General features: G+C 69.8%; 24 protein-coding genes. 12 read left to right on the top strand and 12 right to left on the bottom strand.

Features of this window, described 5'->3' with window-relative positions; all coding sequences use genetic code 11:
- Window positions 1–112 precede the first annotated feature (112 nt).
- Entirely contained in the window at window positions 113–2722 is a 2610-nt protein-coding gene (locus tag KBX08_RS05145; protein ID WP_210781379.1) for a glycoside hydrolase family 9 protein, read from the top strand.
- Window positions 2723–2788: 66 nt separating this feature from the next.
- Here KBX08_RS05145 and KBX08_RS05140 read toward each other — a convergent pair whose 3' ends face one another.
- A complete protein-coding gene (locus tag KBX08_RS05140; protein WP_210781378.1) occupies window positions 2789–3445 on the bottom strand; it encodes an HAD family hydrolase in 657 nt (218 codons plus the stop codon).
- A gap of 273 nt (window positions 3446–3718) precedes the next feature.
- Between KBX08_RS05140 and KBX08_RS05135 the strand changes: the two genes are divergently transcribed.
- Window positions 3719–4633, top strand: a complete 915-nt coding sequence (locus tag KBX08_RS05135; protein ID WP_210781377.1) for a hypothetical protein — start codon at window positions 3719–3721, stop codon at window positions 4631–4633.
- Between the two features lie 114 nt (window positions 4634–4747).
- On the opposite strand, the gene KBX08_RS05130 is transcribed toward KBX08_RS05135, so the two are convergent.
- Genes KBX08_RS05130 through KBX08_RS05110 form a run of 5 tightly spaced genes read right to left on the bottom strand, consistent with a single transcriptional unit; the run spans window position 4748 to window position 9314 of the window.
- Complete coding sequence (locus KBX08_RS05130) at window positions 4748–5005, bottom strand: UBP-type zinc finger domain-containing protein (RefSeq protein WP_091401591.1); 258 nt, start codon at window positions 5003–5005, stop codon at window positions 4748–4750.
- Window positions 5002–6573, bottom strand: coding sequence for a Na+/H+ antiporter (locus KBX08_RS05125; RefSeq protein WP_210781376.1), 1572 nt, complete (start codon window positions 6571–6573; stop codon window positions 5002–5004). Before KBX08_RS05125 ends, KBX08_RS05130 begins: the two co-directional genes overlap by 4 nt.
- A 31-nt stretch (window positions 6574–6604) precedes the next feature.
- A complete protein-coding gene (locus KBX08_RS05120; protein ID WP_210781375.1) occupies window positions 6605–7570 on the bottom strand; it encodes a TIGR03885 family FMN-dependent LLM class oxidoreductase in 966 nt (321 codons plus the stop codon).
- Window positions 7571–7622: 52 nt separating this feature from the next.
- Window positions 7623–9038: an NADP-dependent succinic semialdehyde dehydrogenase gene (locus tag KBX08_RS05115; RefSeq protein ID WP_210781374.1), complete on the bottom strand. Its 1416-nt coding sequence runs from the start codon at window positions 9036–9038 to the stop codon at window positions 7623–7625.
- Between the two features lie 12 nt (window positions 9039–9050).
- Window positions 9051–9314 carry a DUF6343 family protein gene (locus tag KBX08_RS05110; RefSeq protein WP_091401582.1) on the bottom strand — a complete coding sequence of 88 codons (264 nt, stop codon included), beginning with the start codon at window positions 9312–9314 and terminating at the stop codon, window positions 9051–9053.
- 122 nt (window positions 9315–9436) lie between these two features.
- Here KBX08_RS05110 and KBX08_RS05105 point away from each other — a divergent pair, with 122 nt between their 5' ends.
- Both KBX08_RS05105 and KBX08_RS05100 read left to right on the top strand, forming a co-directional pair.
- Window positions 9437–10030 (top strand): antibiotic biosynthesis monooxygenase, encoded by a 594-nt coding sequence (locus KBX08_RS05105; protein ID WP_210781373.1) that lies wholly within the window; start codon window positions 9437–9439, stop codon window positions 10028–10030.
- A gap of 120 nt (window positions 10031–10150) precedes the next feature.
- Window positions 10151–11002, top strand: a complete 852-nt coding sequence (locus tag KBX08_RS05100; RefSeq protein WP_210781372.1) for a GDSL-type esterase/lipase family protein — start codon at window positions 10151–10153, stop codon at window positions 11000–11002.
- 18 nt (window positions 11003–11020) lie between these two features.
- Here the strand turns inward: KBX08_RS05100 and KBX08_RS05095 are convergent, their stop codons facing one another.
- The 3 genes from KBX08_RS05095 to KBX08_RS05085 all read right to left on the bottom strand — a co-directional run bounded on the left by KBX08_RS05095 (window position 11021) and on the right by KBX08_RS05085 (window position 12939).
- Window positions 11021–11776 (bottom strand): EcsC family protein, encoded by a 756-nt coding sequence (locus KBX08_RS05095; protein WP_210781371.1) that lies wholly within the window; start codon window positions 11774–11776, stop codon window positions 11021–11023.
- Between the two features lie 49 nt (window positions 11777–11825).
- Window positions 11826–11972 (bottom strand): hypothetical protein, encoded by a 147-nt coding sequence (locus KBX08_RS05090; RefSeq protein WP_167493040.1) that lies wholly within the window; start codon window positions 11970–11972, stop codon window positions 11826–11828.
- A 106-nt stretch (window positions 11973–12078) separates the two neighbouring features.
- The gene (locus KBX08_RS05085; RefSeq protein WP_210781370.1) at window positions 12079–12939 is read right to left on the bottom strand and encodes a peptidase M23; all 861 of its coding nucleotides are present in this window, start codon (window positions 12937–12939) and stop codon (window positions 12079–12081) included.
- 420 nt (window positions 12940–13359) lie between these two features.
- Here KBX08_RS05085 and KBX08_RS05080 point away from each other — a divergent pair, with 420 nt between their 5' ends.
- The 4 genes from KBX08_RS05080 (at window position 13360) to KBX08_RS05065 (ending at window position 16393) form a co-directional block, all read left to right on the top strand.
- Window positions 13360–14280 carry a proteasome assembly chaperone family protein gene (locus KBX08_RS05080; protein ID WP_210781369.1) on the top strand — a complete coding sequence of 307 codons (921 nt, stop codon included), beginning with the start codon at window positions 13360–13362 and terminating at the stop codon, window positions 14278–14280.
- A 37-nt stretch (window positions 14281–14317) separates the two neighbouring features.
- Complete coding sequence (locus KBX08_RS05075; protein ID WP_210781368.1) at window positions 14318–15115, top strand: exodeoxyribonuclease III; 798 nt, start codon at window positions 14318–14320, stop codon at window positions 15113–15115.
- A 17-nt stretch (window positions 15116–15132) separates the two neighbouring features.
- Window positions 15133–15450: an antibiotic biosynthesis monooxygenase gene (locus KBX08_RS05070; protein WP_210781367.1), complete on the top strand. Its 318-nt coding sequence runs from the start codon at window positions 15133–15135 to the stop codon at window positions 15448–15450.
- A 673-nt stretch (window positions 15451–16123) separates the two neighbouring features.
- Window positions 16124–16393, top strand: coding sequence for a winged helix-turn-helix domain-containing protein (locus KBX08_RS05065; protein ID WP_247668913.1), 270 nt, complete (start codon window positions 16124–16126; stop codon window positions 16391–16393).
- 60 nt (window positions 16394–16453) lie between these two features.
- Here the strand turns inward: KBX08_RS05065 and KBX08_RS05060 are convergent, their stop codons facing one another.
- Window positions 16454–17614, bottom strand: coding sequence for a pentapeptide repeat-containing protein (locus KBX08_RS05060; protein WP_210781366.1), 1161 nt, complete (start codon window positions 17612–17614; stop codon window positions 16454–16456).
- 861 nt (window positions 17615–18475) lie between these two features.
- Here KBX08_RS05060 and KBX08_RS05055 point away from each other — a divergent pair.
- Window positions 18476–18973 (top strand): alpha/beta fold hydrolase, encoded by a 498-nt coding sequence (locus KBX08_RS05055; protein WP_210781365.1) that lies wholly within the window; start codon window positions 18476–18478, stop codon window positions 18971–18973.
- A 51-nt stretch (window positions 18974–19024) separates the two neighbouring features.
- On the opposite strand, the gene KBX08_RS05050 is transcribed toward KBX08_RS05055, so the two are convergent.
- The gene (locus KBX08_RS05050; RefSeq protein WP_210781410.1) at window positions 19025–19621 is read right to left on the bottom strand and encodes a class F sortase; all 597 of its coding nucleotides are present in this window, start codon (window positions 19619–19621) and stop codon (window positions 19025–19027) included.
- Window positions 19622–19944: 323 nt separating this feature from the next.
- Window positions 19945–20532: a hypothetical protein gene (locus KBX08_RS05045; protein WP_210781409.1), complete on the bottom strand. Its 588-nt coding sequence runs from the start codon at window positions 20530–20532 to the stop codon at window positions 19945–19947.
- A 131-nt stretch (window positions 20533–20663) separates the two neighbouring features.
- Here KBX08_RS05045 and trmB point away from each other — a divergent pair, with 131 nt between their 5' ends.
- From trmB to KBX08_RS05030, 3 genes are all read left to right on the top strand, one after another.
- Window positions 20664–21371 carry a tRNA (guanosine(46)-N7)-methyltransferase TrmB gene (trmB, locus tag KBX08_RS05040; RefSeq protein ID WP_210781364.1) on the top strand — a complete coding sequence of 236 codons (708 nt, stop codon included), beginning with the start codon at window positions 20664–20666 and terminating at the stop codon, window positions 21369–21371.
- 112 nt (window positions 21372–21483) lie between these two features.
- On the top strand, window positions 21484–23997 hold the full coding sequence (locus KBX08_RS05035) for an RNA helicase (RefSeq protein WP_210781363.1): 2514 nt from the start codon (window positions 21484–21486) through the stop codon (window positions 23995–23997).
- 157 nt (window positions 23998–24154) lie between these two features.
- Window positions 24155–24799, top strand: coding sequence for a hypothetical protein (locus tag KBX08_RS05030; protein ID WP_091401551.1), 645 nt, complete (start codon window positions 24155–24157; stop codon window positions 24797–24799).
- The last annotated feature ends 32 nt before the right edge of the window (window positions 24800–24831 follow it).

The raw sequence follows: 24831 nt of genomic DNA, 5'->3' as shown, positions 1-24831 counted from the left end.
ATGGCGTACCGGCACTGGAAACATCGAGCCGATACCTGGGAGCGCTCCCAGCTTCCCTTCGCATCACAGTGCCACCACCACCGTCCCACTTTCCGTCCCGGAAGGACTCCCCGTGACGCCATCCCGACGCCGCCTCCTGTTGGCTGCGGCGACCACTCTGGCCCTCACCGGCGCGGGCGCCGGCGCGGCCCACGCCGACCCACCACCGGACGCCCCCGAGCAGATCGACAACGGCGACTTCAGCGCGGGGGTGAGCCCCTGGTTCTCCTTCGGCACAGGCGCGCTGGCGGTCACCGACGGCCAGCTCTGCACCACAGTCGCGGGCGGGCTGGCCAATCCGTGGGACGCCGGCATCGGCCAGGACGGCGTGCCGCTGATCGCCGGCGCCGAATACACCCTCGGCTTCGCGGTCTCCGCCACCCCCGGCGCCGCGGTGAAGGCCGTGTTGCAGCTCGGCAGCGCCCCGTACACCACGTACGCGGCAGTGGACGCCACCGCGACCGGCACCCTCCAGCGGGTCGAGCAGACCTTCACCGTCCCGGACGACAACCCCAGCGCCCAGCTGATCTTCCAGGTCGGCGGTTCCGCCCAGGCACAGACCATCTGCCTGGACGACGTCTCGCTGCGCGGCGGCGAGCCGCCCGAGCCGTACGAGCCGGACACCGGGCCACGGGTGCGCGTCAACCAGGTCGGCTACCTTCCCGGCGGCCCGAAGAACGCCACTGTCGTCACCGAGGCCACCGAAGCGCTGCCCTGGCAGCTGCGCAGCGCCGCCGGCGCCGTCGTGGCCAGTGGCACCACCACCGCTCGCGGTGTCGACGCCGCCTCCGGGCAGAACGTGCAGACTGTCGACTTCTCCAGCTACCGCACCCCCGGCACCGGGCTCACGCTCACCGTGGACGGCGAGACCAGCCACCCGTTCGACATCTCCGGCGCCCTCTACGACCAGCTGCGCTCCGACTCGCTGCAGTTCTTCTACGCCCAGCGCAGCGGCATCGCCATCGACGGTGACCTGATCGGCGACGAGTACGCCCGACCCGCCGGCCACCTCGGCGTCGCACCCAACCAGGGCGACACCAACGTGCCCTGCCAGCCGGGTGTCTGCGACTACTCGCTGGACGTGCGCGGCGGTTGGTACGACGCCGGCGACCACGGCAAGTACGTGGTCAACGGCGGCATCGCCACCTACCAGCTGCTGAACACCTTCGAGCGGACCAGGACGGCGGCCACCGCCAACGGCGGCGCGGAACTCGCCGACGGCACGCTGCGGGTGCCCGAGCGTGACAACGGGGTGCCGGACATCCTCGACGAGGCGCGCTGGGAGCTGGAGTTCCTGCTGCGCATGCAGGTGCCCGCCGGCAAGCCGCTCGCCGGCATGGTCCACCACAAGATCCACGATCAGAACTGGACCGGGCTGCCGCTCTCGCCGCAGGACGACCCGCAGCCGCGCGAGCTGCACCCGCCGTCGACCGCTGCCACCCTCAACCTGGCCGCGACCGCCGCCCAGTGCGCCCGGCTCTTCGCCCCCTACGACGCGGCGTTCGCGACCCGCTGCGGCACTGCCGCGAAGACCGCCTACGCCGCGGCCAAGGCCCACCCGGCGGTGTACGCCAGCCCGACCGACGGCACCGGCGGCGGCGCGTACGACGACAGCAACGTCACCGACGAGTTCTACTGGGCGGCGGCCGAGCTGTACCTGACCACCGGGGCGCAGAACTACCTGGCCGACCTGACCGCCTCACCGCACCACACCGGAAACGTCTTCGACGCACGTGGCTTCGGCTGGCAGAGCGTGGCCGCGCTGGGCCGCCTCGACCTGGCCACCGTGCCGAACGGGCTACCCGCCGCCGACCTGGCCCGGGTCCGCGCCTCGGTCACCGCCGCCGCCGACACGTACCTCGCCGAGCTGCGTCGGCAGGCGTACGGGCTGCCGATGCCCGGTGACGCCAACAGCTACTTCTGGGGCGGCAACAGCAACGTCATCAACAACGCCGTGGTGCTGGCCACCGCGTTCGACCTGACCCGCAACCCCGTTTACCGCGACGGCGCCGTACAGGCCATGGACTACATCCTCGGTCGCAACGCCCTGAACATCTCCTACGTCACCGGCTGGGGAGAGCACGCGGCGCAGAACCAGCACAGCCGGATCTTCGGCCACCAGCTCGACCCGAACCTGCCCCGACCGCCCGCCGGCTCCCTCGCCGGTGGCCCGAACGCGGCCCTCCAGGACCCGTTCGTGGCACAACTCCTCGCCGGCTGCGAGCCGATGTTCTGCTACGTCGACGACATCAACTCGTACTCGACAAACGAGGTGGCGATCAACTGGAACTCGGCGCTGACCTGGATCTCCTCGTTCCTGGCCGACCAGGGTGACGCCGGCGCGGTGCCGGCCACCACCTGCACGGCGCGCTACACCAACTACGGCGCCTGGCAGGGCGGCACCGGGTTCACCGGGCAGCTGACCATCCAGAACACGGGCACCGCGGCCATCAACGGCTGGAGCGTGCGCTTCGCGTTCACCGGTGACCAGCGGGTACGCGAGGCGTGGCTGGCGAAGGTCGCCCAGTCCGGCGCGACGGTGACCGCGCGCAACGAGTCGTACAACGCCAAGATCGCACCCGGCGGCACTGTGACGTTCGGCTTCAACGCGACGACGGGCGGCGGCGCCAACCCGAGCCCCGGCCTGGTCACTGTCAACGGAGCGGCCTGCTCGCTGACCTGACCGACGTCCTGGTGCCCGCCCGGGGAGGGGCGGTCACCAGGACGGCACGATGGCGCGGCCGGCGGGTCAACCGCCGGCCGCGTTGTGCTTCGCCATCAGGCTCGGGAGTTCGCCCAGCGAGTCGATCCGGAACAGGCACCGCTCGGCCACTGTGGAAGGGTCGAGGATGTGCCCCCACGGACCGCGTCGGATCAGGCACGTCTGCATGCCCGCCTCCAGGGCCGGGCGCACATCGTTGTCGGGCCGGTCGCCGACGTACAGGATCGACGACGCGACACCACCACCGGCGGCGACGACCCGCTCGAAGAACATCGGTGACGGCTTCGCCACACCCCACCCGTGCGACGTGCCGATCACGTCCACCGGAAGGTCGAGATCGCGCAGCGTCGCCTCCGCATGAGCTGGCTGGTTGCCGGCCAGGCCGACGAACAGGCCCTGGTCCTTCAAGGACTCCAGGCACCCCCGCGCGTCCGGGTAGAGATCCTCCTCGGCGAACGACTCCGGCTGGCCGGCAGCCTCCCGACGCGCCAGCTCGATGCTGAGATCGAAGTCGGGCCGGAAGACCCGGAACGTCTCCTGATAGTCCAGACCCCGGGCGATCACCGCACCGAAGACCGCCGAGAAGGTGTGCCGGGGCACGCCGAGCCAGTCGGCCCAGGCAGCGAACTCGTGGGACTCGTCGAGAATGGTCCCACCAACATCGAAGATGACAGTGTCAATCATGTCCGTCCCCCGTTTGACGCTCGCACCGTCGGTGAAGCATAGACGGGGGTTCAACTGACCACCGGACCTCCATGATCACTTGATGTTGGGTAGCTGGATCGCCGAGATTTCCGCTACTGACCATCAAGTGATCGAGGGCAGGCGGCGGTGCGCCGACCGCCCGGGGCGGGCGGGTGCCTCCGGCTGACGCTGTCGAGCTGATGACGTGAACGAATCACCGGGCATGCCGCAAAACCGATGGATCGGTCGCGCCGAGTGAGCCATGGTGACGCCATGGATGGCGACGAACTGCCGGGCGCGGAGCGTCGGGTGTGGGCGGCGATGCCGGCCGGGACGCGGAGCGCGTTGGCCGGCCTCTCCGGCGCGGACCTACGTACTCTGCTGTTGGGCGTGGCCCGCGACCGGGCGGCGATCGTACGCCCACCCGAGGTGGTACGCCGCTGGGGCCAGGACCGCTTCGTCCGCCCGGCCCGTGCCGACCCGCGCGTGCTCGCGCGGGTGGAGGCCCGGATGTGGCAACTGTTGCCCGCCGACGTCGCCGGAGTGGAACTGTCGCCGGTCGTACCGGTCGGCACCTGCTCGGCGGTCGCACCGGTCAGCCAGAACAGGATCGTCACCACGATGCGCGCCAGCGAGGTGCTGAGCGACCCCACCAACGCCCTCGCCATCGAGGCGGCCGTACGTCGGCGCCGACAGAGCGAGGTGCACCTGGCCGCCGCCCACCGGGTGCTGCGGGCGCAGGATTTCGGCAGCGGCGCGTCGGCGCACTTCCGGCTCTTCGCCCTGGTGTCCAGCGCCCGGGACACCGGCTCGGGCGGCACGCAGGCCCGACTGCTGGTCCGACACCTCACCTACTGGCGGACCGTCCTGGCCGAACTGGCACCGGCCGCCGCGCCACAGCTGCACGTCACCACCTTCGACAACAGGGTCATCCGGGAGCGGCTGGCCGACACCGTCCGACCGGCGCTCGCCGGCGATGTGGTGCCGCTGGTGGACGAACCGGAGCGGTCTCGCGGTCGCGGCTACTACACGGGGTGCGCCCTGCGGATCACCGCCCTGGGCGGCGGCCTGGAGATCGGCGACGGCGGCCTCACCGACTGGACCGCCCGGCTGAGCGGCGACGCAAAGGAACGATGCCTCGTCTCCTGCCTCGCCACCGAACGTCTCGTCGACGGCCTCAGCCGCTGAACCGGGCCCGGCGACGACCGTCCTGCGCACCGTCCGAGTGCCCACTCGTCGCCGCCGCAAGCAACTGAACTCGGCTCGCCAACCGAGCCGCGCCGACTCGACGTCGGCCGACGATCAGCCGATCTCCTCGTCGACGAAGCACCAGCGCCATGCCTCGCCCGGCTGCGCCGAACGGATCACCGGGTGCCCGGTGGACGCGAAGTGCTTGCTCGCGTGCTGGTTCGGCGACGAGTCACAGCAGCCGACCTGCCCGCAGCTCAGACAGGTGCGCAGGTGCACCCAGTAGGTGTCGCCGATGGCGACGCAGTCCGCGCACTCGTCGGGGGTACGCGGCTCGGCGGCACCGGCCTCGGTCAGGTGCTGACAGCTCACTTCTCAACCTCTCGCAGCAACGACTCTTCCAGGTCCAGGTCACGGTAGGCCCGCACCAACACTTCCTCAGGAATCCGACCGGAGTCCCGGGCCGCCCGGAACACATCCCGCTCGGCGTCGATCATCTCCTGCCGCAGCCGACCGTACGCCTGCGACGGGGTCTCCCGCTCGTCGCCGCCGAGCCGTTCCCAGGCCATGTTGGTGCGGTCCTCCACCGCTCGGCGCAGCCGGTCCACCACCGCATCCGGTGCGCTGTCGGCCAACTCGTCGAGGCGGTCCTGGGCGGCCTTGCCGGCCTGCTGCTGCACCGCGGCCGCGGAGAGCGCGTCCTGCACCGGGTCGTCCTGCGGCAGCTTCAACCGGCGGGCGATCAGCGGCAGGGTGGCGCCCTGACCGACCAGGGTGAAAACGATCACGGCGAAGGCCAGCCAGATCAACAACGCCCTGGGGTACGGCTCGTCGCCGGCCAGGGTCAGCGGCAGGGCCAGCGCGGCGGCCAGGGTCACCACGCCGCGCATGCCGGCCCAGCCGATGATGATCGGGAACTTCGGCGACGGCCGGTCGTCACGGCGGCGGACCCGGGGGACCAACCGGGCCAGGTAGGTGGCCGGGAAGAGCCAGACGAACCGGGTCAGGAAGACGGTGGCGAGCACCGCGAAGGTGATCAGGATGAGCGAGCCGATCGGCTCGTCGAGGTCGCGCAGCACCTCCCGCAGTTGCAGCCCGACCAGCAGGAAGACCAGACCCTCCAGCAGGAAACGGAACAGCCGCCAGAACGCCCCGATCTGCAACCGGGACGCCGCCGACAGCAACTGGGGCAGCTTGTGCCCGAGCACCAGGCCGGTGACGACCACGGCGACCACTCCGGAGGCGTGCAGGTGTTCGGCGGCGAACACCACAGCGAACGGGATGATCAGCGACAGGGCGTTGTCCAGCAGCGGGTCGGTGATCCGCCGATGCAGGAAGCCGAACACCAGCGCCCCGAGCGCCCCGATCAGGATGCCGCCGCCGGTGGACCGCAGCACCTCGATGGCGATCTTGTCGGCGCCGACGGCTGAGCCGACGGTGGCCATCGTCGCGACCCGCAGCAGCACGAGCGCTGTCGCGTCGTTGACCAGGCTTTCGCCCTCCAGGATGGTGACGACCCGGCGGGGCAGCCCGACCCGGCGGGCGACGGCCGTGGCGGCCACCGCGTCCGGTGGGGCGACCACCGCGCCGAGGGCAAGGCAGATCGCGAACGGCAGTTGCGGCAACAGCAGGTGCAGCACCAACCCGACCACGAACGCGGTGAACAACACCAGGCCGACCGCGAGCAGCAGGATCGGCCGGATGTTGTTCTTGAACGCCGGCACCGAGGTCTCCAGCGCGGCCACGTAGAGCAGCGGCGGCAGGATGCCGACCAGCACCAACTCCGGGTCGAGTTCCACCTGCGGGAAGCCTGGCACGAACGAGAGCGCCAGGCCGAGGACGACCAGCACGATCGGCGCGAGCAGGCCGAGCCGGCGGGCCAACGCGGCGCCCAGGGTGGCGATCGCCAGGAAGACGACGACCGGGAACAGGCTTTCCATGGGGTACGAGCCTAGGGGTACGCCTGTTCGATCAGCCGCCCGGGCGCAGCTTCGGCAGCACCTCCGCGCCGAAGGCGTCGATGAAGCCGCGCTGTTCCTTCCCGACGTGGTGCAGGGCGATCTGGTCGAAGCCGAGCTGCGCGTACTCCTCCAGCCAGCCGACGTGCCGACCCAGGTCCGCCGACACGTTCACCACCTCGGCGATCCGCCGCGCCGGCACGTCGGCGGAGACCACGTCGAAGTGTTCGACGGTCTCCAGGTCCCAGCAGACCGGCGGGGCGAAGACGTTGCTGCGCCACTGGTCGTACGCGAGCGCCTCGGCCTGGGCCTGCTCCGGTGCCCAGGAGACGTGCACCTGCAGGTGCAGTGGTCCACGTCCGCCCGCGTCCCGGTACGCGTCGATCATCTCGCGCAGGTGCGCCACCGGGGCGTTCACGGTGATCAGCCCGTCCGCCCATTCGGCGCACCAGCGGGCGGTGGCCACGCTGACGGCGGCGCCGACCAGCGCGGGCGGCTGCTCGGGGCGGGTCCACAGCCGGGCCCGATCCACCCGGACCAGGCCGTCGTGGCTGACCTCCTCGCCGGCCAGCAGGGCCCGGATCACGTCCACGCACTCGCGCAGCCGGGCGGTGCGCACGTCCTTGCGCGGCCACGGGTCGCCGGTGATGTGCTCGTTGCTGGCCTCGCCGGTGCCCAGGGCCGCCCAGAACCGGCCCGGGTACATCGCGCCGAGGGTGCCGATCGCTTGCGCGATGATCGCCGGGTGGTACCGCTGGCCGGGCGCGTTGACCACGCCGAACGGCATGCCGGTGGCCTGCAACGCCGAGCCCAGCCAGGACCAGGCGAAGCCGGACTCGCCCTGCCGGGCGCTCCACGGGGAGAAGTGGTCGGAGCACATGGCGGCGTCGAAGCCGGCCCGCTCGGCGTGGATCACCGCCTCCAACAGGGCGCGTGGACCGATCTGCTCATGCGAGGCGTGAAACCCGAACGACGTCATGGGCACACTTCCTACCCACGACGGCACCGGCTGACGCGTGCCGCGCCCCGAACTACTCGGCGTGCGCGCCCGCGCCGGCCGACGCGGCGCCCTCGCCCACCCAGACCGTCTTGGTGTTGCAGAACTCCCGCATGCCCAGCGCCGACAGCTCCCGCCCGTACCCGGAGTTCTTCACACCGCCGAACGGCAACTCCGGGTACGAGGTGGTCATCCCGTTGATGAAGACGTTGCCGGCGTCCAGGTCGGTGGCGAAGCGCTCCTGCTCGGCCGGGTCCCGGGTCCAGGCGTTCGAGCCGAGCCCGAAGCTGGTGCCGTTGGCGACCTCGATCGCCTCCTCGTACGACGAGACCCGGAACAGGCCGGCGACCGGGCCGAAGACCTCCTCGGACCACATCCGCATCTGCGGGGTGAGGTCGGTGACCACTGTCGGCGGGTAGAACCAGCCGTCGCCGCTCGGCGGCTCGCCGCCGCAGAGCACTGTCGCGCCGTTGTCGACCGCGTCGCGGACCTGGGCGTGCACCTCGTCGCGGCCACGCTCGCTCGCCAGCGGCCCGACGTCGGTGTTCGGGTCCATCGGGTCGCCGACGCGCAGCGCGGCCATGTTGGCGGCGAACTTCTCGGCGAAGGCGTCGAACACGTCGGTGTGCACGATGAACCGCTTCGCGGCGATGCAGGACTGGCCGTTGTTCTGGCAGCGGGCGGTGGTGGCCACCTCGGCGGCCCGGTCCACGTCGGCGGAGGGCATCACCACGAAGGGGTCGCTGCCGCCGAGTTCGAGGACGGTCTTCTTCAGCTCCCGCCCGGCGATCTGCGCGATGGACCGGCCGGCGGGCTCGCTGCCGGTGAGCGTCGCGGCGCGTACCCGGGGGTCGCTGAGGATGTGGTCGACGGCCTCCGAGTCGACCAGCACCGTGGTGAAGGCCCCCTCGGGGAAGCCCGCTCGCCGGAACAGGTCCTCCAGCAGCAGCGCGGTCTGCGGCACGTTCGAGGCGTGCTTGAGCAGGCCGGTGTTGCCGGCCATCAGCGCCGGGGCGGCGAAGCGCATCACCTGCCAGAGCGGGAAGTTCCACGGCATCACCGCGAGCACCACGCCGATCGGCTGGTAGCGGATGAAGGCCCGGGTGGCTTTCACGGCGTCGGCGTCGGCGGGCTCGTCGGCGAGGAACGCGGGGGCCTTGTCGGCGTAGAAGCGGGCGGCGGAGGCGCACTTGGTCACCTCGGCCTGCGCCGCGACGTACGTCTTGCCCATCTCCGTGGTCATGATCCGGGCGATCTCGTCGCGCTCGGCGTCCAGCAGGTCGGCTGCGGCGTTCATCCACTGGGCGCGCTGGTCGACGGTCGTCGCTCGCAGCTGGTGGAACGCGAGGTCGGTGCGTTCGATGGCGTCGTCGAGTTGCTCGGTGGACATCGCCTCATAGGTCTTGAGCACCTGTCCGGTGGCGGGGTTGGTGGTGGCGATGTGGGGCATTGCGTCCTCCTGTCACTCGAACAACGAGTGTCGTACGCCCGGCTCCTCGCGGCGGCGGGCGGCGCGGCGGCGCTGGATCACGACCAGGTCGACCACGGCGACCACCGCGAAGATCGCGCAGAGTACGCCGAGCCAGGCGATGCCGGCCCAGAACGCCAGCACCGCGAAGAGCACCATGATCACCAGCCCGAAGCTGGCGAGGGTGAGCCGAAGGTTCAACGCGCTGTTCGCGTGGCCGACCGTGCCACGGGCACGCCGGGGCTGCGATCTCGTCATACCCACCGACCTACCCCCGATCGGCCGGATTAACCGGTGCCGAGCGCCTGCGCACCCGCATCCGTCGGTGTGCTCCGGCACATCCGTTCGCGCCGCGGCCTCGTCGACCGCAGGATGGGCGCATGTCAATGACCCTCGCCGTGCCGGTGACCGTCTCCATCGCCCGCCGCGTCGATCCCGGCCGGGCCAGCGAGATGGTGGCCTGGATGCGGGCCGGCACCGCGCTGGCCGAGGCGTTTCCCGGGTTTCTCGGCGCCGGCTGGGTGCAGAGCGGCCCCGGCTCGTCGGAGTGGCACATGCTCTACCGCTTCGCCGACGCCGAGACGCTGCGCCGGTGGGAGGAGTCGCCACAGCGGCACTGGTGGCTCAGCTCGGCGCAGGGCATCGTGGAGCACACCCGGGTCGAGCGGCGTACCGGGATCGAGGGCTGGTTCGACAGGCCGCTGGAGCACTCGGTGGACCTGGTGGAGCCAGCCCCGCCCGCGTCGCCGCCCCGCTGGAAGCAGGCGGTGACCATCTGGCTGGCGTTCTTCCCCCTGAGTCTGACCGCCACCCTGCTGACGAGCCGCTTCCTCGACGCGGTGCCGCTGGCGGCCCGGGTGCTGCTGATGACGCTCTGCCTGACCCCGCTGATGACCTATCTGGTGCTGCCCCGGATCACCAGGGCGTTGCACTGGTGGCTGCACGGTCAGCGGGCACCATGGCGGGACGCATAGCACCTCGACGGCTTCCGCGTCGGCACTTTGCCGCATACCCGACAGCGACTTCCCGGCCAACCACGTCCTACGCATAGAGTTACCGCGCTGTCGCTCTGTGCTGCGGGAACGGGAGACGTCATGCCTCGACGCTGGGTCGCCGCGCTGGCCTGTCTCGCGGCGCTGGTCGCACTGGCCTGTGAGGGTGGCAGCTCCGCGGAACCCCGCCCCACCACGAGCGCCAGGCCGTCGAGCGGGCCCGGCGGCATCGCCGCCCTCGGCGACTCGATCAGCACCGGCTTCGCCTCCTGCCTGGTGCTCACCTCCTGCGAGCGCAACTCCTGGTCGACCGGGGACGGGCTGCGGGTGCAGAGCCACTACCGCCGGCTGCTCGAACAGAACCCGGCGATCCGCGACCGGACGTACAACCATGCCCGTCCCGGCGCCCGCGCGGACGCCCTGGAGGGTCAGGCCCGGGCGGCGGTACGCGACCGCGCCGACTACGTGACAGTGCTGGTCGGCGCCAACGACGTCTGCCGGGGCGGGGTGGACGCGATGACGCCGGTGGCGCAGTTCCGGGCCGACGTCGACCGGGGGCTGCGGGTCCTGCGGACCGGCCGGCCGAAGGCCCGGGTGCTGGTGGTGAGCATCCCCGACCTGTACCGACTCTGGGAGGTCGGGCACGACGACGCCCGGGCGACCCGCGCGTGGCGGCGGGGTATCTGCCCGGCCCTGCTGGCCGAGGCGACCTCGACCGCACCCGCCGACCGGGCCCGCCGGGCCGCCGTCCGGGACCGGATCGACGCGTACAACGCCGAGTTGAAGGCGGCCTGCCGGGCGTACGGAGCACGGTGCCGGCACGACGGCGGCGCGTTGCACAAGGTCCGGTTCACCCTGGACCTGCTCAACCCGCTGGACTGGTTCCACCCCAACGCCACCGGCCAGGGCCGCATCGCCGAGGTGACCTGGCGCTCCTCCGGCCTGGCCAGCTGAACGACCCCGGACGGGCCGTCAGGGTCGGCGCGGCTCCGGGACGGCGTTGCCGCGGGAGCCGTAGAGGGCCCGGGATCGCTGGGCGAGGTCCTTTGTGGCTGACGAGTTGGCCCAGGTGCCGAGCACGATTGCCGCACCGGGGACGATCTTGGCGACCATCCGTTTCGCGGCCCGGACGCCGGCCATCTGGGCCAGCCGGATGCCGAGTTGCAGCATGACCCGGCCGAGCGGACGCTGGCCGCCCAGGCCGAAGAGCGCGTCGGCGCGTTCCCGGCCGGCGGCCACGCCGAGCGCCAGCCGGGCGCTCTCGGCGACCTTGTGCACCCGCTGGAGCACCAGCAGGTCGGTGGCCCGGTCGTTGTGCAGGGGGTCGACGTCGTACGCGGCGGCGATGTGCAGCACCATCCGCGCCTGGGTCCAGGCCAGCACGCCCACGTCGATCACGGCGCCGGGCAGCCCGGCCGCGCCGGAGACCGCGCCGGACAGTCGGGCCAGGTTGACGAACTTGCGGGCCGCCTGGTCGGCCAGGACGTCGGCGGAGACCCCGGGCTGCTCGGCCCGGGCACGGGCGGCCCACTGCACGGCTTCCGGCCCGAGGCGGCGCACCGCCTCCAGGGCAAGGTGCTCCGGGGCGTACTGCGGGTCGTCACGCATCCGGTCCCAGAGCCGGGCCGGCGGACCCTCGGGGGCGTCCACCGGCCCGGCCGGCAGGTCGACGGACGGCTGCGGAGTAGGGGCGGCGGGCTGACCGCCGACGGGCGGAGTGTCGGTCACCAGGTCTCCCCAGGGGTGGAAACGGTGGACAGGGCGGCCGATGGAGCGGTCAGCGGCGGCGGTTGGACAGCCGAGCCGCCAACCCCTTCAGCTTCTGCTGGTTGCCCGGCTTGGCCATCTCGCGCCGGCCCCGGTCGACCAACTGCTGCCCCTTCGGTGATTTCAGAAACGCGCTGATCCGCTGCATCAGTGACATAACGTCCTCCTGTCGATGGTCCCGCACTCATGTGTACCCCGAACCCGCAACACATGTACCCGGGATGCGACAGCCTCAACCCTGACCGTCCATAGTGGGCGGTAGGTTACCGCCCCGCCGGCGCGATGGCGTCAACGACCCGGGTGGCTCGCCACTCGTGCTGCTGGTAGTGCTCGGGGTACGCGGAGACCTGCACCGCCTGGGCTGCGTCGGTGAGCCGCATCCGCTGCCAGCCGGGCACCTGCTCGAGCGCGCTGAGGAACTGCCGGGTGGCGAACTCGGGGTCCATCAGCCGCCCCACCGGGCCCCAGCCGCTGCTGGAACGCTGTTGGAACAACCCGACCGAGTCGTGGTCCCAGCCGACGCCCTGGTGCGGATAGTCCTGCGACTCGGGCAGTACACCGCTGGCCACGTTGTAGAGGTTGCTCTCCTGCATGGCGGTGGCCACCGCGATCACCAGGCCCCGGCGCGGCACACCCATCTTGCGGCCGGTACGGACGATCGCCTCGGCGTTCTCCATCTGGTCCTCGTCCAGCCCGGCGACGGGCGCCGGGTCGGTCGGGCGAGCCGGGGCGACCTTGCGGGCCGGCGCGCTGGTGTCCGGGTCGGCGGGGCTGGCCGCGGCGGACTGGGCGGCGGCGGAGGCGCTCGGGGCAGCCGTGCGGTCGAGGGAACGGGAGGCGCGCTGCTGCTCGGCGCGCTGCGCCAGCTCGGAGCTGGAGAGCGATCCACTCCGGGTAGCCGCGTCGGCGTCCTCGTCGCGAACCTGGACGACGGCGGTCAGACCGAGGCAGCACACCACACCGGTGGCCAGCGCCAGCTGTGCCCGGCGTCGACCGGTCAGGTCCCGGGCGTACGCCCGGAGCCGGCTCGCGGCGGTTGTCCGTTCGGTTGAGGTGCCATCCTCCGTATCGGCAGTGGGCCTGCTCGGGGCGTACGGGTCGTCGAGGGTGCCGTCGTCACGCATCAACCGAGGCTAGGCAGGTGGAAACCCTGATCACGCACGGTGATCACGTGGCGCTCGACACAGATCGGAGCCCTACTGGTGGACGACCTGGGCGGGGTGACCCGCCCGGGGAAGGGACCTCGCGTACCGGATGAAGCTGGCACTGCACGCGGACCGGCACGGCCCACGACAGGACCGAACATTCCACCACCGAGCCTGACATGATCGACAAACTCGGCCTTTGGGCTGAACCATCCCTCGGCCGATCGGCCACGAGGCTCGGCCTGGTGGCGTAAACAGCCGATTAGTCCGGTCACGCCCACCACCCGGCCAACGGATCGCCCGACGCAGGAATGCACCAGGATGGCGGGTACGTTGCCCGAACGGGTGCCCTCCGTCGCGACGGCGCCCCGCAGGCACATTTCAGGGAGGTCCGCACCGGTGCTCGACCCACACGAGCTCTACCAGCTCACCGACGATCTGCCCGACCTCGGGCAGCCGGTCCTGATCCAGGCCCTCACCGGGTTCGTGGACGCCGGAAACGCCAGCCGACTGGCGCGTGAGCAGCTACTCACCTCGCTGGAGGGTCGGCCGATCGCCACGTTCGACGTCGACCAGCTCTTCGACTACCGATCGCGACGACCGGTGATGACCTTCGTCGAGGACCACTGGGAGAGCGTCGACGCGCCCAAGCTGGAGCTGCACCTGCTGCAGGACGACGACGAGACCCCGTTCCTGCTGCTCACCGGCCCCGAACCGGACCTGCAGTGGGAGCGTTTCGTGACCGCCGTGGCCGGGCTCGCCGCCCGTCTGGACGTCCGGCTCACAGTGGGGCTCAACTCGATCCCGATGGCGGTCCCGCACACCCGGCCGACCGGGGTGACAGCGCACGCCACCCGCCCCGAGCTGATCGCCGGCTACGAGCCCTGGTTGCAACGCGTCCAGGTGCCCGGCAGCGTCGGTCACCTGCTGGAGTTCCGCCTCGGCGAGCAGGGCCGCGACGCGCTGGGTTTCGCCGCCCACGTGCCGCACTACGTGGCGCAGACCGAATACCCGGCGGCCGCCGAGGTGCTGCTCACCTCGGTGTCGCGCAGCACCGGGCTGCTGCTGCCCGGCGACGGGCTGCGCTCGGCCGCCGAGGTGGTCCGGGTGGAGATCGACCGGCAGGTCGCGCAGACCGAGGACGCCGCGGCCCTGGTCCAGGCCCTGGAGGAGCAGTACGACGCGTTCGCCCGAGGTCGGGGTGAGAAGAGCCTGCTCGCCCCCGATGCCGGCCCGCTGCCCACGGCCGACGAACTCGGCGCCGAACTGGAACGGTTCCTGGCCGAACAGACCCGTCCCGGCGACACCCCGGGCAGCTGACACGGCGTCGCGGCGGCGGATACGGCAGGCTGGGGGCATGCGCCTGGCGACCTGGAACGTCAACTCGGTGAAGGCCCGCCTACCCCGGCTGCTGGAATGGCTGGCCGACACCGGGCCGGACGTCGTCTGCCTACAGGAGACCAAATGCCCCGACGGCGCCTTCCCGGTGACCGAGGTGGGCGCGCTGGGCTACACCGTTGCCAGCCACAGCGACGGCCGGTGGAACGGAGTGGCCATCCTGTCCCGGGTCGGGCTGGGCGACGTCCGGGTCGGGTTCGCCGACGAGCCCGGCTTCCCCGAGCCCGAGGCCCGGGCCATCTCCGCCACCTGCGACGGGGTGCGGGTCTGGTCGGTGTACGTGCCCAACGGCCGGACGCCGGACGACCCGCACTACGCGTACAAGTTGGCCTGGTTCGCGGCGCTGCGCGACGCGCTGGACGCGGAGCTGGCCGGCGGGTTGCCGCTGGCGGTCTGCGGCGACTTCAACGTCGCCCCGACCGACGCCGACGTCTGGGACCCGGCGGTCTTCACCCACTCCACGCACGTCACCCCGGCCGAGCGGGCAGCCCTCGCGGCGCTGCGCGACCTGGGCCTCAGCGACGTCGTGCCCACCCCGATGAAGGGCCCGCACCCCTTCACCTACTGGGACTACCGGGCCGGCATGTTCCACCAGAACAAGGGCATGAGAATCGACCTGGTGTACGCGTCCGCGCCGTTCGCCCGAGCGGTCCGCTCCGCGTACGTGGACCGGGAGGCCCGCAAGGGCAAGGGCCCCTCCGACCACGCGCCGATCGTGGTCGACGTGGACCTGGTCCCGGCGGTCGAGGCGTTCTGAGTGGCTAGGGTGGGCAGATGGCAGTCGTGAAGATCAACGCAATCGACGTCCCGCCCGGTGGCGGCGCGGAGCTGGAGAAGCGGTTCGCCGCCCGGGCCGGCACGGTGGAGAACTCCCCCGGCTTCCTCGGCTTCGAACTCCTCCGCCCGGTGGCCGGCGAGACCCGCTACTTCGTCTACACGAAGTGGGAGAGCGAGGAAGCGTTCCAGGCGTGGGCCGCCGGCCCGTCGCGCGCCGCCCACGCCGCCGCCCCCGGCGACAAGCCCCGTCCCCCGGTCTCCACCGGCGCCAGCCTGCTGGAGTTCGAGGTGGCGCTGCACGTCCCCCAGCCCTAGGAGCGCCGCCTCAGGGCGCCAACGCGGCTAGATCCACTCCGTTTCGCTGAAACCGGGGTGTCCGAGTCAGTGGGACACCCCAACGTCAAGGATCCCGTGTCGATCAACCCGGGAGCAACGCGCAGAGATCTACAGTCATGGCTTCTGGAACATGATCGAAACCACCTCGGCAGTCAGCTCGATCGCCCAGTCAAGCTGCGGACAGTTGTTGCGACCTCGGCACTCCAGGCACCCTCCCAATCGCCACGGTTGGTCAAGCGCCCGGGTCCAGTGGCTGTCCAAGATCCTGTTAGCGATGAACAACTCTGTCGCCTTGGAGATCGGCTCATCGATCGGCACCGTGACCCCCGTTCGAGCGGTACGACTGAGCCTTAGTCACGAACGGCTCCCGTAGCGGGGGGTACTCAAGAGCTCTCTCGTTGGTCCAGGACGGCCGCACCGGGCCTACCCGCATCTTGACGCAGCCGATGTACGTCTCATGCCCGCAGATGCACTCAGGCTCACGCCACAGTCGGAGCATTGGTCGTTTCGGCCCATGCTTAGTTTGGTTTGTCACGGTTCGCCTCTCCCGGTCACTCGCTCAGTGGGTTCCGGTCGCTCTCCGTTCCCACCTAGACACCCTAGACACCCTAAGCGCTTAAGGGAACGTTGACGTTGAGGCTGTTTCGTGATCATGATCGAATGGGGTTGCCCGATGAGAAGGAACCCCACCATGCCCATACCGACCGGCGGATACCGCCAGATGGCGGAAGACTTGGCCTCCCGCATCAAAAGCGGCGAGTATGCGCCAGGTGACAAGTTGCCGTCTTATGCTGAGCTGTCGAAGCTTTACAGCATTGCGGTAACTACGGTTCAGAAGGGCATTAGGGTTCTAGAGTTTCAGGGATTAGTGGTCGGCGTCCCGGGTCGGGGCGTCTACGTCAGAGAAGACATCGAACCCTAACCCCCTTGGCGGCAGAGGTAGAATCCATAGGCGAAGTGGATCAGCCGGTCAGGGGATCAATCACTCTTTTACTATCAACCCGTCGTCACTCGCGGAATCGGCCCCTACAAGCCGATAGCCCTTCGGCCAGAAGTGGGAAGTAGTAGGTTTCAAGATTGCCCGAGCATCTTGAAACCTGAACTTATCAGAGTGCGCACCAGCGAAGCGTGTTGCGCCACCGAACTTTGCCATCTCAAAGTTGGCTTCGCCGCCCAATCTCGCCCTGTCAAATCGAACGCGATAGTCGAATTGGGCTTCACTAAAGCTTACAGACGAGCGAAAATCCGCTCCGGCGAAATAAGCAGGGCCAGAAAAGTGCGCCCTCGAAAAGTTGGCTATTCCAGTAGAGTGGAGAAAACTTAGGGTCGTTGAGCCGTAGAAGGTCGCGTGGTCAACGTTGATAGAATTAACAGCGCAACGGACGAGCCTGAAATCCAGTAGAACGGCACCCGACAAGTCGATAGAGATATGCGACCAGAACGACTCATCGTTTAGATCAGGGCTCTCATGCGGATCCGATGGGCCAACATCTCCGTACCTCAAGTGACCCGATAAAATCCGCTGCGCAGCTAGTCTTACTTCGCGTTCTTGTTGGCGCATTTCAACGACTGCGCTGGATTCGTTCTCATCCCCTGCGCTTGAGCGGACGTACGGAGGATTGTGCGGCGGGTTATACGGCATCCTTAGATAAGCGCATATCAGGTTGACTATCGTCTGTCTATGTTCGGGATTGCCCTGCCCCATGCGTTCTAGCGCGTAGAGAGCAGCCATACGTACGGGCGCCTTATCGGAACCCAGCTGTTCGGCAGCCTTAGTATAAAGCTCGGTTACCCGTCTCTCGACTGCGTCATGCTTCGTATCTTCGGCGGTTCGGTTCTTGTACTCCTGGTCAGCATGGTCGACACGCTCTTTCACATACTGTCTTCGCAGACCGAGGAAAAGAGCGATTAGGCCGCCAGCACCGGCCCCCACAGCGAGAATGTTCCGGATCACGTCAACCCGTAGTTGAGCCGCTCGGACAGCCAGGTCCGGCGACTTAGGCACACTCGCCGGAACCTGAGCAGCATCCCACATAAACACGGCGGCAACAGCGGTGACAGCAAGAGCGACAACAGCAAGAGTCACCAAAGTTGCAAGGTGGATGGGTCTGTAGGTCCGAGGTTTTGAAGTTCGCTCGACCATCCGCGACTTCCTCTTTCTGAATCTGGACCGATATTTCCGAAAGAAATGAACAGGGTTGATCCGCTTGTACCACCGTGGACGTTCGGGCATCCCTGGATTATCTCGCACGGATGCAACATCGGTCTACCCCCGATCGGGCTTCATTCAAGTCAGCGAAACCAACTACTCCCCTAGGCTCGCTGTTGTGCACATCCCGAGAATTGTGGTTATGGGGTCGGTTCCGTCTTCTGGGTAGTAGTCCGCAGAGATGCCGGCAGTCTCCAACTTGAGGCGTACCTCTTCTGGGGTGAGTACAGTTTCCGGCGCAACGCGTGCTTTGCAGGCGACGATTCGGTCCCAGTGCGTCAGACCTTCGTCGCTGTTGTTGAGGTGTGGCTCATAAAGAAGTATGTCTATACCTTCTGCATGTCCGCTAGGCCGCACTCAGTGACACGAATACTGGCCGCATCCGTCGGGAGGGCCATGAAGGTTGAACTTGGCAATGCCTAGGTCGTTGACAATCTCCTTCACTACTTCGATGTTGCCGTTCAGCCTGGCGGACAAGATGCTTACGATCATGGTCGGTACACCCAATAGTTATAAACCTGCTGGTGGTATTCGTGTCCCACTCGATCGTGAAACCAGAATTGGTCTGAGCCGTCATGACCCAAGTGACGATTACGCCGTCGGTGACAACGAGTGTGGCGATCGGCACCGGAGACGGAGCAAGAGTCGCACCGTAAGAAACCGTGGCAGAAGAGAAACCACCCCTGGCCGCATACCTACCGGCGTAGGCAGGCGTCCACAGCCCACGATCGGGGGGCCCGCTGCGCGTACCGTCTCGCGCTGGACGAACCGGACGCCGTCACCCGGCTGGCCGTCATGGACGTGGTTCCCATCGGCGACGTCTACGACCGCGCCGACAAGACGTTCAGCCTCTCTTACTGGGTCTGGTCCTTCCTGGCGGCGCCCGCGCCGGTGCCCGAGCAGTTCATCGACGCGGCGCCGGCGGTGCTCGTCGACTTCATGCTCGACACCTGGCCCGAGGTGAAGGACGCCTTCCCCGCCGAGGTGCGGGCGGCGTACGTCAAGCAGTTCCGCGACCCCGCGACGGTGCACGCGATCTGCGAGGAGTTCCGCGCCGCCGCGACACTGGACTACCAGCAGGACGAGGCGGATCGCGGGAAGCGGAAGATCCCCTGCCCGGTGCTGTTTCTCTGGAGCCAACGCGGCCAGGTCGCGAAGCTCTACGACGACCCGCTCGCGATCTGGCGGGAGTGGGCCGACGACGTACGCGGCGAGCCGGTCCCGGTCGGGCACTTCATCCCGGAGGAAGCCCCCGACGAGACCACCCGCCAACTCCTGGTGTTCCTGAGCTGACGCCGACGCTGATCCGGCGACGGCCCCGCCGGCCTGGCTGAAGTCGGGATGTCAGGACTTGCGGGAGGACTGGAGGGTGGCGAAGGCGATGACATTGTCGGCGTAGCCGGTGCGGCCCCCGATGAACTGCCCGCCGCAGGTGATCAACCGCAGACCGGGCGGCCCGTCATGGCCGTAGATCCGCTCGGCGGGCAACTGGTCCTTCGGGAAGTGTTCGACGGTGTCGACCCGGAACACCACCACCGACTCGTCCGCCCGGGCCACCTCGATCAGGTCGCCGGGGTGCAGCTTGCCCAGGTCGTAGAAGACCGACGGGCCGGTCTTCGTGTCCACGTGCCCGACGATCACCGCAGGGCCAGGCTCACCGGGCGTGGGTCCTCGGTCGTACCAGCCGGTCTCGTTGTGCCGTTCCAACGGCGGTACGGCGATCGAGCCGTCCCGCGCCTGCCCGACGGGCGCCACCGGCGCTGTCACCTTGATCGCCGGCACCGAGAGGCGCACCGGCCGACTGGCTGACAACCCGACCGACTCGCTGCGGGCCGGCCGGTCACCGCCGGTCGGGGCCAGGTCGAACGGGCCGACCGAACGGCCCAGCCCCGCCCCGGTGGCGAAGACCCCGGCCAACACCAACACCACGGCCAACGGTATTGACCAGGGGCTGCGGCCGGAGGGACGACTACGCCGGGGGGCGACGGCGGTCGGCGGACGCGCGGCAACCGACGGGCGGTCGGGATCCGAAGGGCGCTCGGGATCCGGCGGACGCCGGCGATTTGGCGGGCGCTGGGGACCTGGCGGGCGGTCCGAGCCCGGCCAGCCGTCGTCCAAGTGCAGCCGAACATCATCGGGCGGCGAGGCGGGGCGGCCAGCGAACGGCGGGCGTGAACCGGCCGGCGGCGGCGTGGGACGGCCAGTCGGCGGCGGTCGTGAACCGGCCGGTGGCGGCGTGGGGCGGAAGATCGTCATGGCGGGCCTCAGCGACGCGCGGCGGCTCGGGGACGGCGAAACGCCATCACGGCGAGGACCAGCCCGGTGATGATCAGTGCCGCGCCGCCGGGCAGCAGCAGATTGCCGGTCATCCCGCCGGTGCTCCCGCCGAAGCCGGTTGCCGGACCACGGCTGGGCTGGACGGGGACCTTCTTGACCACCTGGAGCATTGTCGAGGCCGTCTCGCCGTCGCGGCACTCCAGCTTGACCCGGTAGTTGCCGGGGCGGGTGCGCTCGCGGACCATCGGCGCGGCGGTGAGCACCCCGCGCTGCGGCTGCACGCCGACCGCCCCGAAGGCGTCGGAGACCACTGTGGCGCCCACCGAGTTGTCCCGACAACTGGCCCGGATGCCCACCAGGTAGCCGGGCTGCACAGTGCTGGGGCTCACCTCGACGAAGATGTCCACCGACGGGTGCGGTTGGGGCGCACCTCCGGGCGGCCATTCCGGCTGCGGCGCGGGCGCGACGGCAACGGCCCGCTCAGGCGCGGCGAGGGCGGGCGTGGCGGCCAACAGGGGGCCGGCCAGCACGGTCACCAGCGACAGGGTCACGACACCGCGGGTCACTGTCACGATGCCCCCTCTCGACGCCGTGCGGCCGGGTCGGGCGGTGGAGCACCCCGACCTGCCGTACCAGTTGGATCCTCTCATTTCCGGTCGCACATCACATCCGATCAGCCGGCGGCGTCGCGTACGCTCGGTTCGCTGTGACCGCCACCGACCATGACCCCGCCGTCCCGCCCGCGAGCCGGACGATCCGCACGTTCCACCCCCGCCGGGGTCGGATGAGCGACCGGCAGACCGACGCGCTGAGCCGGCTCTGGCCCGCGTACGGCCTCGATGTGCCGGACGGACCTGCCATGCCCGTCGACCTGGCCGACCTGTTCGGTCGCCGGGCGCCCGTGGTGCTGGAGATCGGCTCGGGCATGGGCGACACCACCGCTGCGATGGCTGCCGCCGACCCGGATCGAGATTATCTGGCGGTCGAGGTGCACACGCCGGGAATCGCCAACCTGCTCCACCTGGTGGAGCGTGGTGGCCTACGCAACTTACGGGTGGCGGAGGGCGACGCGTTGTACCTGGTCAACGGCTTGCCCGAGGGCGGGTTGGACGCCGTGCACGTCTTCTTCCCGGACCCGTGGCCGAAGTCCCGCCACCACAAGCGGCGGCTCATCCAGCCGGCGCACGTGGCGCTGCTGCGGTCCCGGCTGCGCTCCGGCGGCATGCTGCACTGCGCGACGGACTGGGCCGAGTACGCCGACGCGATGCGGGAGACCCTCGACGCGGACCCGGATCTGGTGGACGCCTACGGCGGCTTCGCGCCGCGGCCGGCGCACCGACCGGTGACGAAGTTCGAGCGGCGAGCAATCACGGCCGGTCGGCCCGTCGCCGACCTGCTGTACCGCCGACGGTGACCGGCGAAACGCCCGAACCGGAACGCGGCGGCGCGTTCGGGACGCCCGGACGGGGGTCCGGTGCGGGCCGGGTTGGCGTACCGGGGCATGATCCAGGCACCATGGACAGGCTATGACGCTCACCGCCGCGCTGCCGACAAGCGCCGACCCCGACACCCTCTTCGACGCGTTCGCCGGCTGGGCGAAGGAGCGCGGCCTCGACCTCTACCCCCATCAGGAAGAGGCGGTCATCGAGATCGTCTCCGGCGCCAACCTGATCATGAACACACCCACCGGCTCGGGTAAGAGCCTGGTGGCGATCGCCGCGCACTTCGCGGCCCTCGCCGACAGCCGGACGACCTTCTACACCGCGCCGATCAAGGCCCTGGTGTCGGAGAAGTTCTTCGCCCTCTGCGAGGTCTTCGGCGCCGAGAACGTCGGCATGCTCACCGGCGACGCCAGCGTCAACGCCGACGCCCCGATCATCTGCTGCACCGCGGAGATCCTGGCGAACCTGGCGCTGCGCGAGGGCACGAAGGCCGACGTCGGCCAGGTGATCATGGACGAGTTCCACTTCTACGCCGAGCCCGACCGGGGCTGGGCGTGGCAGGTGCCGATAATCGAGCTGCCGCAGGCCCAGTTCATCCTGATGTCCGCCACCCTGGGGGACACCACGCGCTTCGTCGACGACCTGACCCGGCGCACCGGGCGGCCGACCGCCGTCGTGCGCACGGCGGAGCGGCCGGTCCCGCTCATCTTCTCGTACGCGATGACGCCGCTGCACGAGACGCTTGAGGAACTGCTGGAAACCAAGCAGGCCCCGGTGTACGTGGTGCACTTCACCCAGGCCGCCGCGCTGGAACGTGCCCAGGCGCTGACCAGCGTCAACGTCTGCACCCGCGCCGAGAAGGACATGATCGCCGAGGCGATCGGTGGTTTCCGGTTCACCGCCGGCTTCGGCAAGACGCTGTCCCGGCTGGTCCGCCACGGCATCGGCGTGCACCACGCCGGCATGCTGCCCAAGTACCGCCGCCTGGTGGAGACCCTCGCCCAGGCCGGCCTGCTCAAGGTCATTTGCGGTACCGACACCCTCGGCGTCGGCATCAACGTGCCGATCCGCACCGTGCTGTTCACCGGCCTGTCCAAGTACGACGGGGTCCGTACCCGGCTGCTGAAGAACCGGGAGTTCCACCAGATCGCCGGGCGTGCGGGCCGGGCCGGCTACGACACCATCGGCCGGGTCGTGGTGCAGGCCCCGGAGCACGTCATCGACAACGAGAAGGCCCTCGCCAAGGCCGGCGACGACCCGAAGAAGCGGCGCAAGGTGGTCCGCAAGAAGCCGCCGGAGGGTTCGATCGGCTGGGGCCAACCCACCTTCGACCGACTCGTCGACGCCGAGCCGGAGCCACTGACCTCCAGCTTCCAGGTCAGCCACTCGATGCTGCTCAACGTCATCGGTCGGCCCGGGGACGCGTTCACCGCGATGCGGCACCTGCTCACCGACAACCACGAGGAGCCGGCCGCGCAGCGCCGGCACATCCGCCGCGCGATCGCCATCTACCGGGCTCTGCGTGCCGGCGGGGTCGTCGAGGAGTTGCCCGAGCCGGACGAGACCGGCCGGCGGATCCGGCTCACCGTCGACCTCCAGCTCGACTTCGCCCTCAACCAGCCGCTCTCCCCCCTGGCGCTGGCCACCATCGAACTGCTCGACGCCGAGTCCCCGTCGTACGCGCTCGACGTGCTGAGCGTGATCGAGTCGATCCTCGACGACCCCCGGCAGATCCTCTCCGCGCAGCAGTTCAAGGCGCGCGGCGAGGCGGTCGCCGCCATGAAGGCAGAGGGCATCGAGTACGAGGCGCGCCTCGAACTGCTCGACGAGGTGACCCACCCGAAGCCCCTCGCGGAGCTGCTGGAGGCCGCGTACGAGATGTACCGGCAGGGGCACCCCTGGGTCGCCGACCACCAACTCTCCCCCAAGGCCGTCGTCCGCGACATGTACGAGCGGGCCATGACCTTCACCGAGTACGTGCAGTTCTACGGGCTGACCCGCTCGGAAGGTCTCGTCCTGCGCTACCTGGCCGACGCGTACAAGACGCTGCGCCAGACCGTGCCCGAGGACGCCAAGACCGAGGAACTGATCGACCTCATCGAGTGGTTGGGCGAGCTGGTCCGCCAGGTCGACTCCAGCCTCATCGACGAGTGGGAGCGGCTGCGCAACCCGTCCGACGTGGCCGAGGTCGCCCAGGCGCACGCCGCCCTGACCGATCGACCGCCGGCGGTGACCCGCAACGCGCGGGCGTTCCGGGTGCTGGTGCGCAACGCGCTGTTCCGCCGCGTCGAGTTGGCCGCGCTACGCCGCTGGGACCTGCTCGCCGAGTTGGACGCCGAGGACGGCTGGGACTACGACGCGTGGGCCGACGCCCTGGCGCCGTACTTCGAGGCGTACGACTCGATCGGGGTCGGGCCGAACGCCCGCGGTCCGGCGCTGCTCATGATCGAGCAGGGCCGGGAGCGGTGGACCGTACGGCAGATCTTCGACGACCCGGACGGCGACCACGACTGGGGCATCAGCGCCGAGATCGACCTGGCCGCCTCGGACGAGGTCGGCGCGGCGGTCGTACGGATCACCGACGTCGGCCAGCTCTAGCGAGCGTCTCGACAGGGGGGCCGTCCGTACGCCGGACGGCCCCCTTTGTCGCGTCTTCCGCACCCCTTCTTTCGCTGGGCGATGTCAGACCCGTCGATTAGAATGTATGTACTAATCGAGTTCCTGACCTGCAGGATTACGACCCGGGAGGACGCCCGTGACCGCGCCCGCCTCCACGCCCCTCACCCCCTACGCCACGCTGCTCGGTTTCACCCGCTACGTCGACCGCACCGGCCCCACCAAGGCGACCTTCGTCGGCGGGCTGCGCAAGCAGCGCGCCAGCCGGTCCGGCTTCAACCCGCACGGCCAGTTCGTCAAGGCGCTCAAGGCCGACATCGCCTTCCACACCGGCGGCACCCACCTGGCCGGGGTGGCCGACATCGTCAAGCCACGGTGGCGCCCGCTCTACCAGGCGCTCGTCCCCGGCGCCACGACCTGGCTGCACTCCCTCGGCGAGCCGGCCGCCGTCGATCTCGCCCAGACCCGCGACGCCCTGGCCATGCTGGGCGACCTGCCCGTCAAGATCAACCCCCACTTCGGGGTACGCCACGCCGACGGCCGCGCCGAAGCGGTCCGCCTGCACTTCGACGAGGCCCCACCGAGCGAGGAATCGGTGCTCGCCACCCTGCACCTGATGGCCCGACACATGGACGCGGTGCTCCCGCACGCCGAGCCGGTCCTGGTCGACGTCCGCCGCGGCCTGGCCCACCGCATGCCCACCGACGCCAAGCCCGACCAGATCGAACGATGGCTCTCCGGCGAAGCCGCCGCCTTCCGCGCCATCTGGTCCACCGCCGCCTAAGACACCGCCGCCGCCCGAGCACCCTGCCGCCG

Origin of the sequence: Micromonospora sp. H61 (assembly GCF_018070325.1) — a bacterium.
In the GTDB taxonomy this organism is placed as follows: Bacteria; Actinomycetota; Actinomycetes; order Mycobacteriales; family Micromonosporaceae; genus Micromonospora; species Micromonospora salmantinae.
Note: the sequence above shows the minus strand (reverse complement) of the source record. Positions and strands in the feature narration are given on the sequence as shown.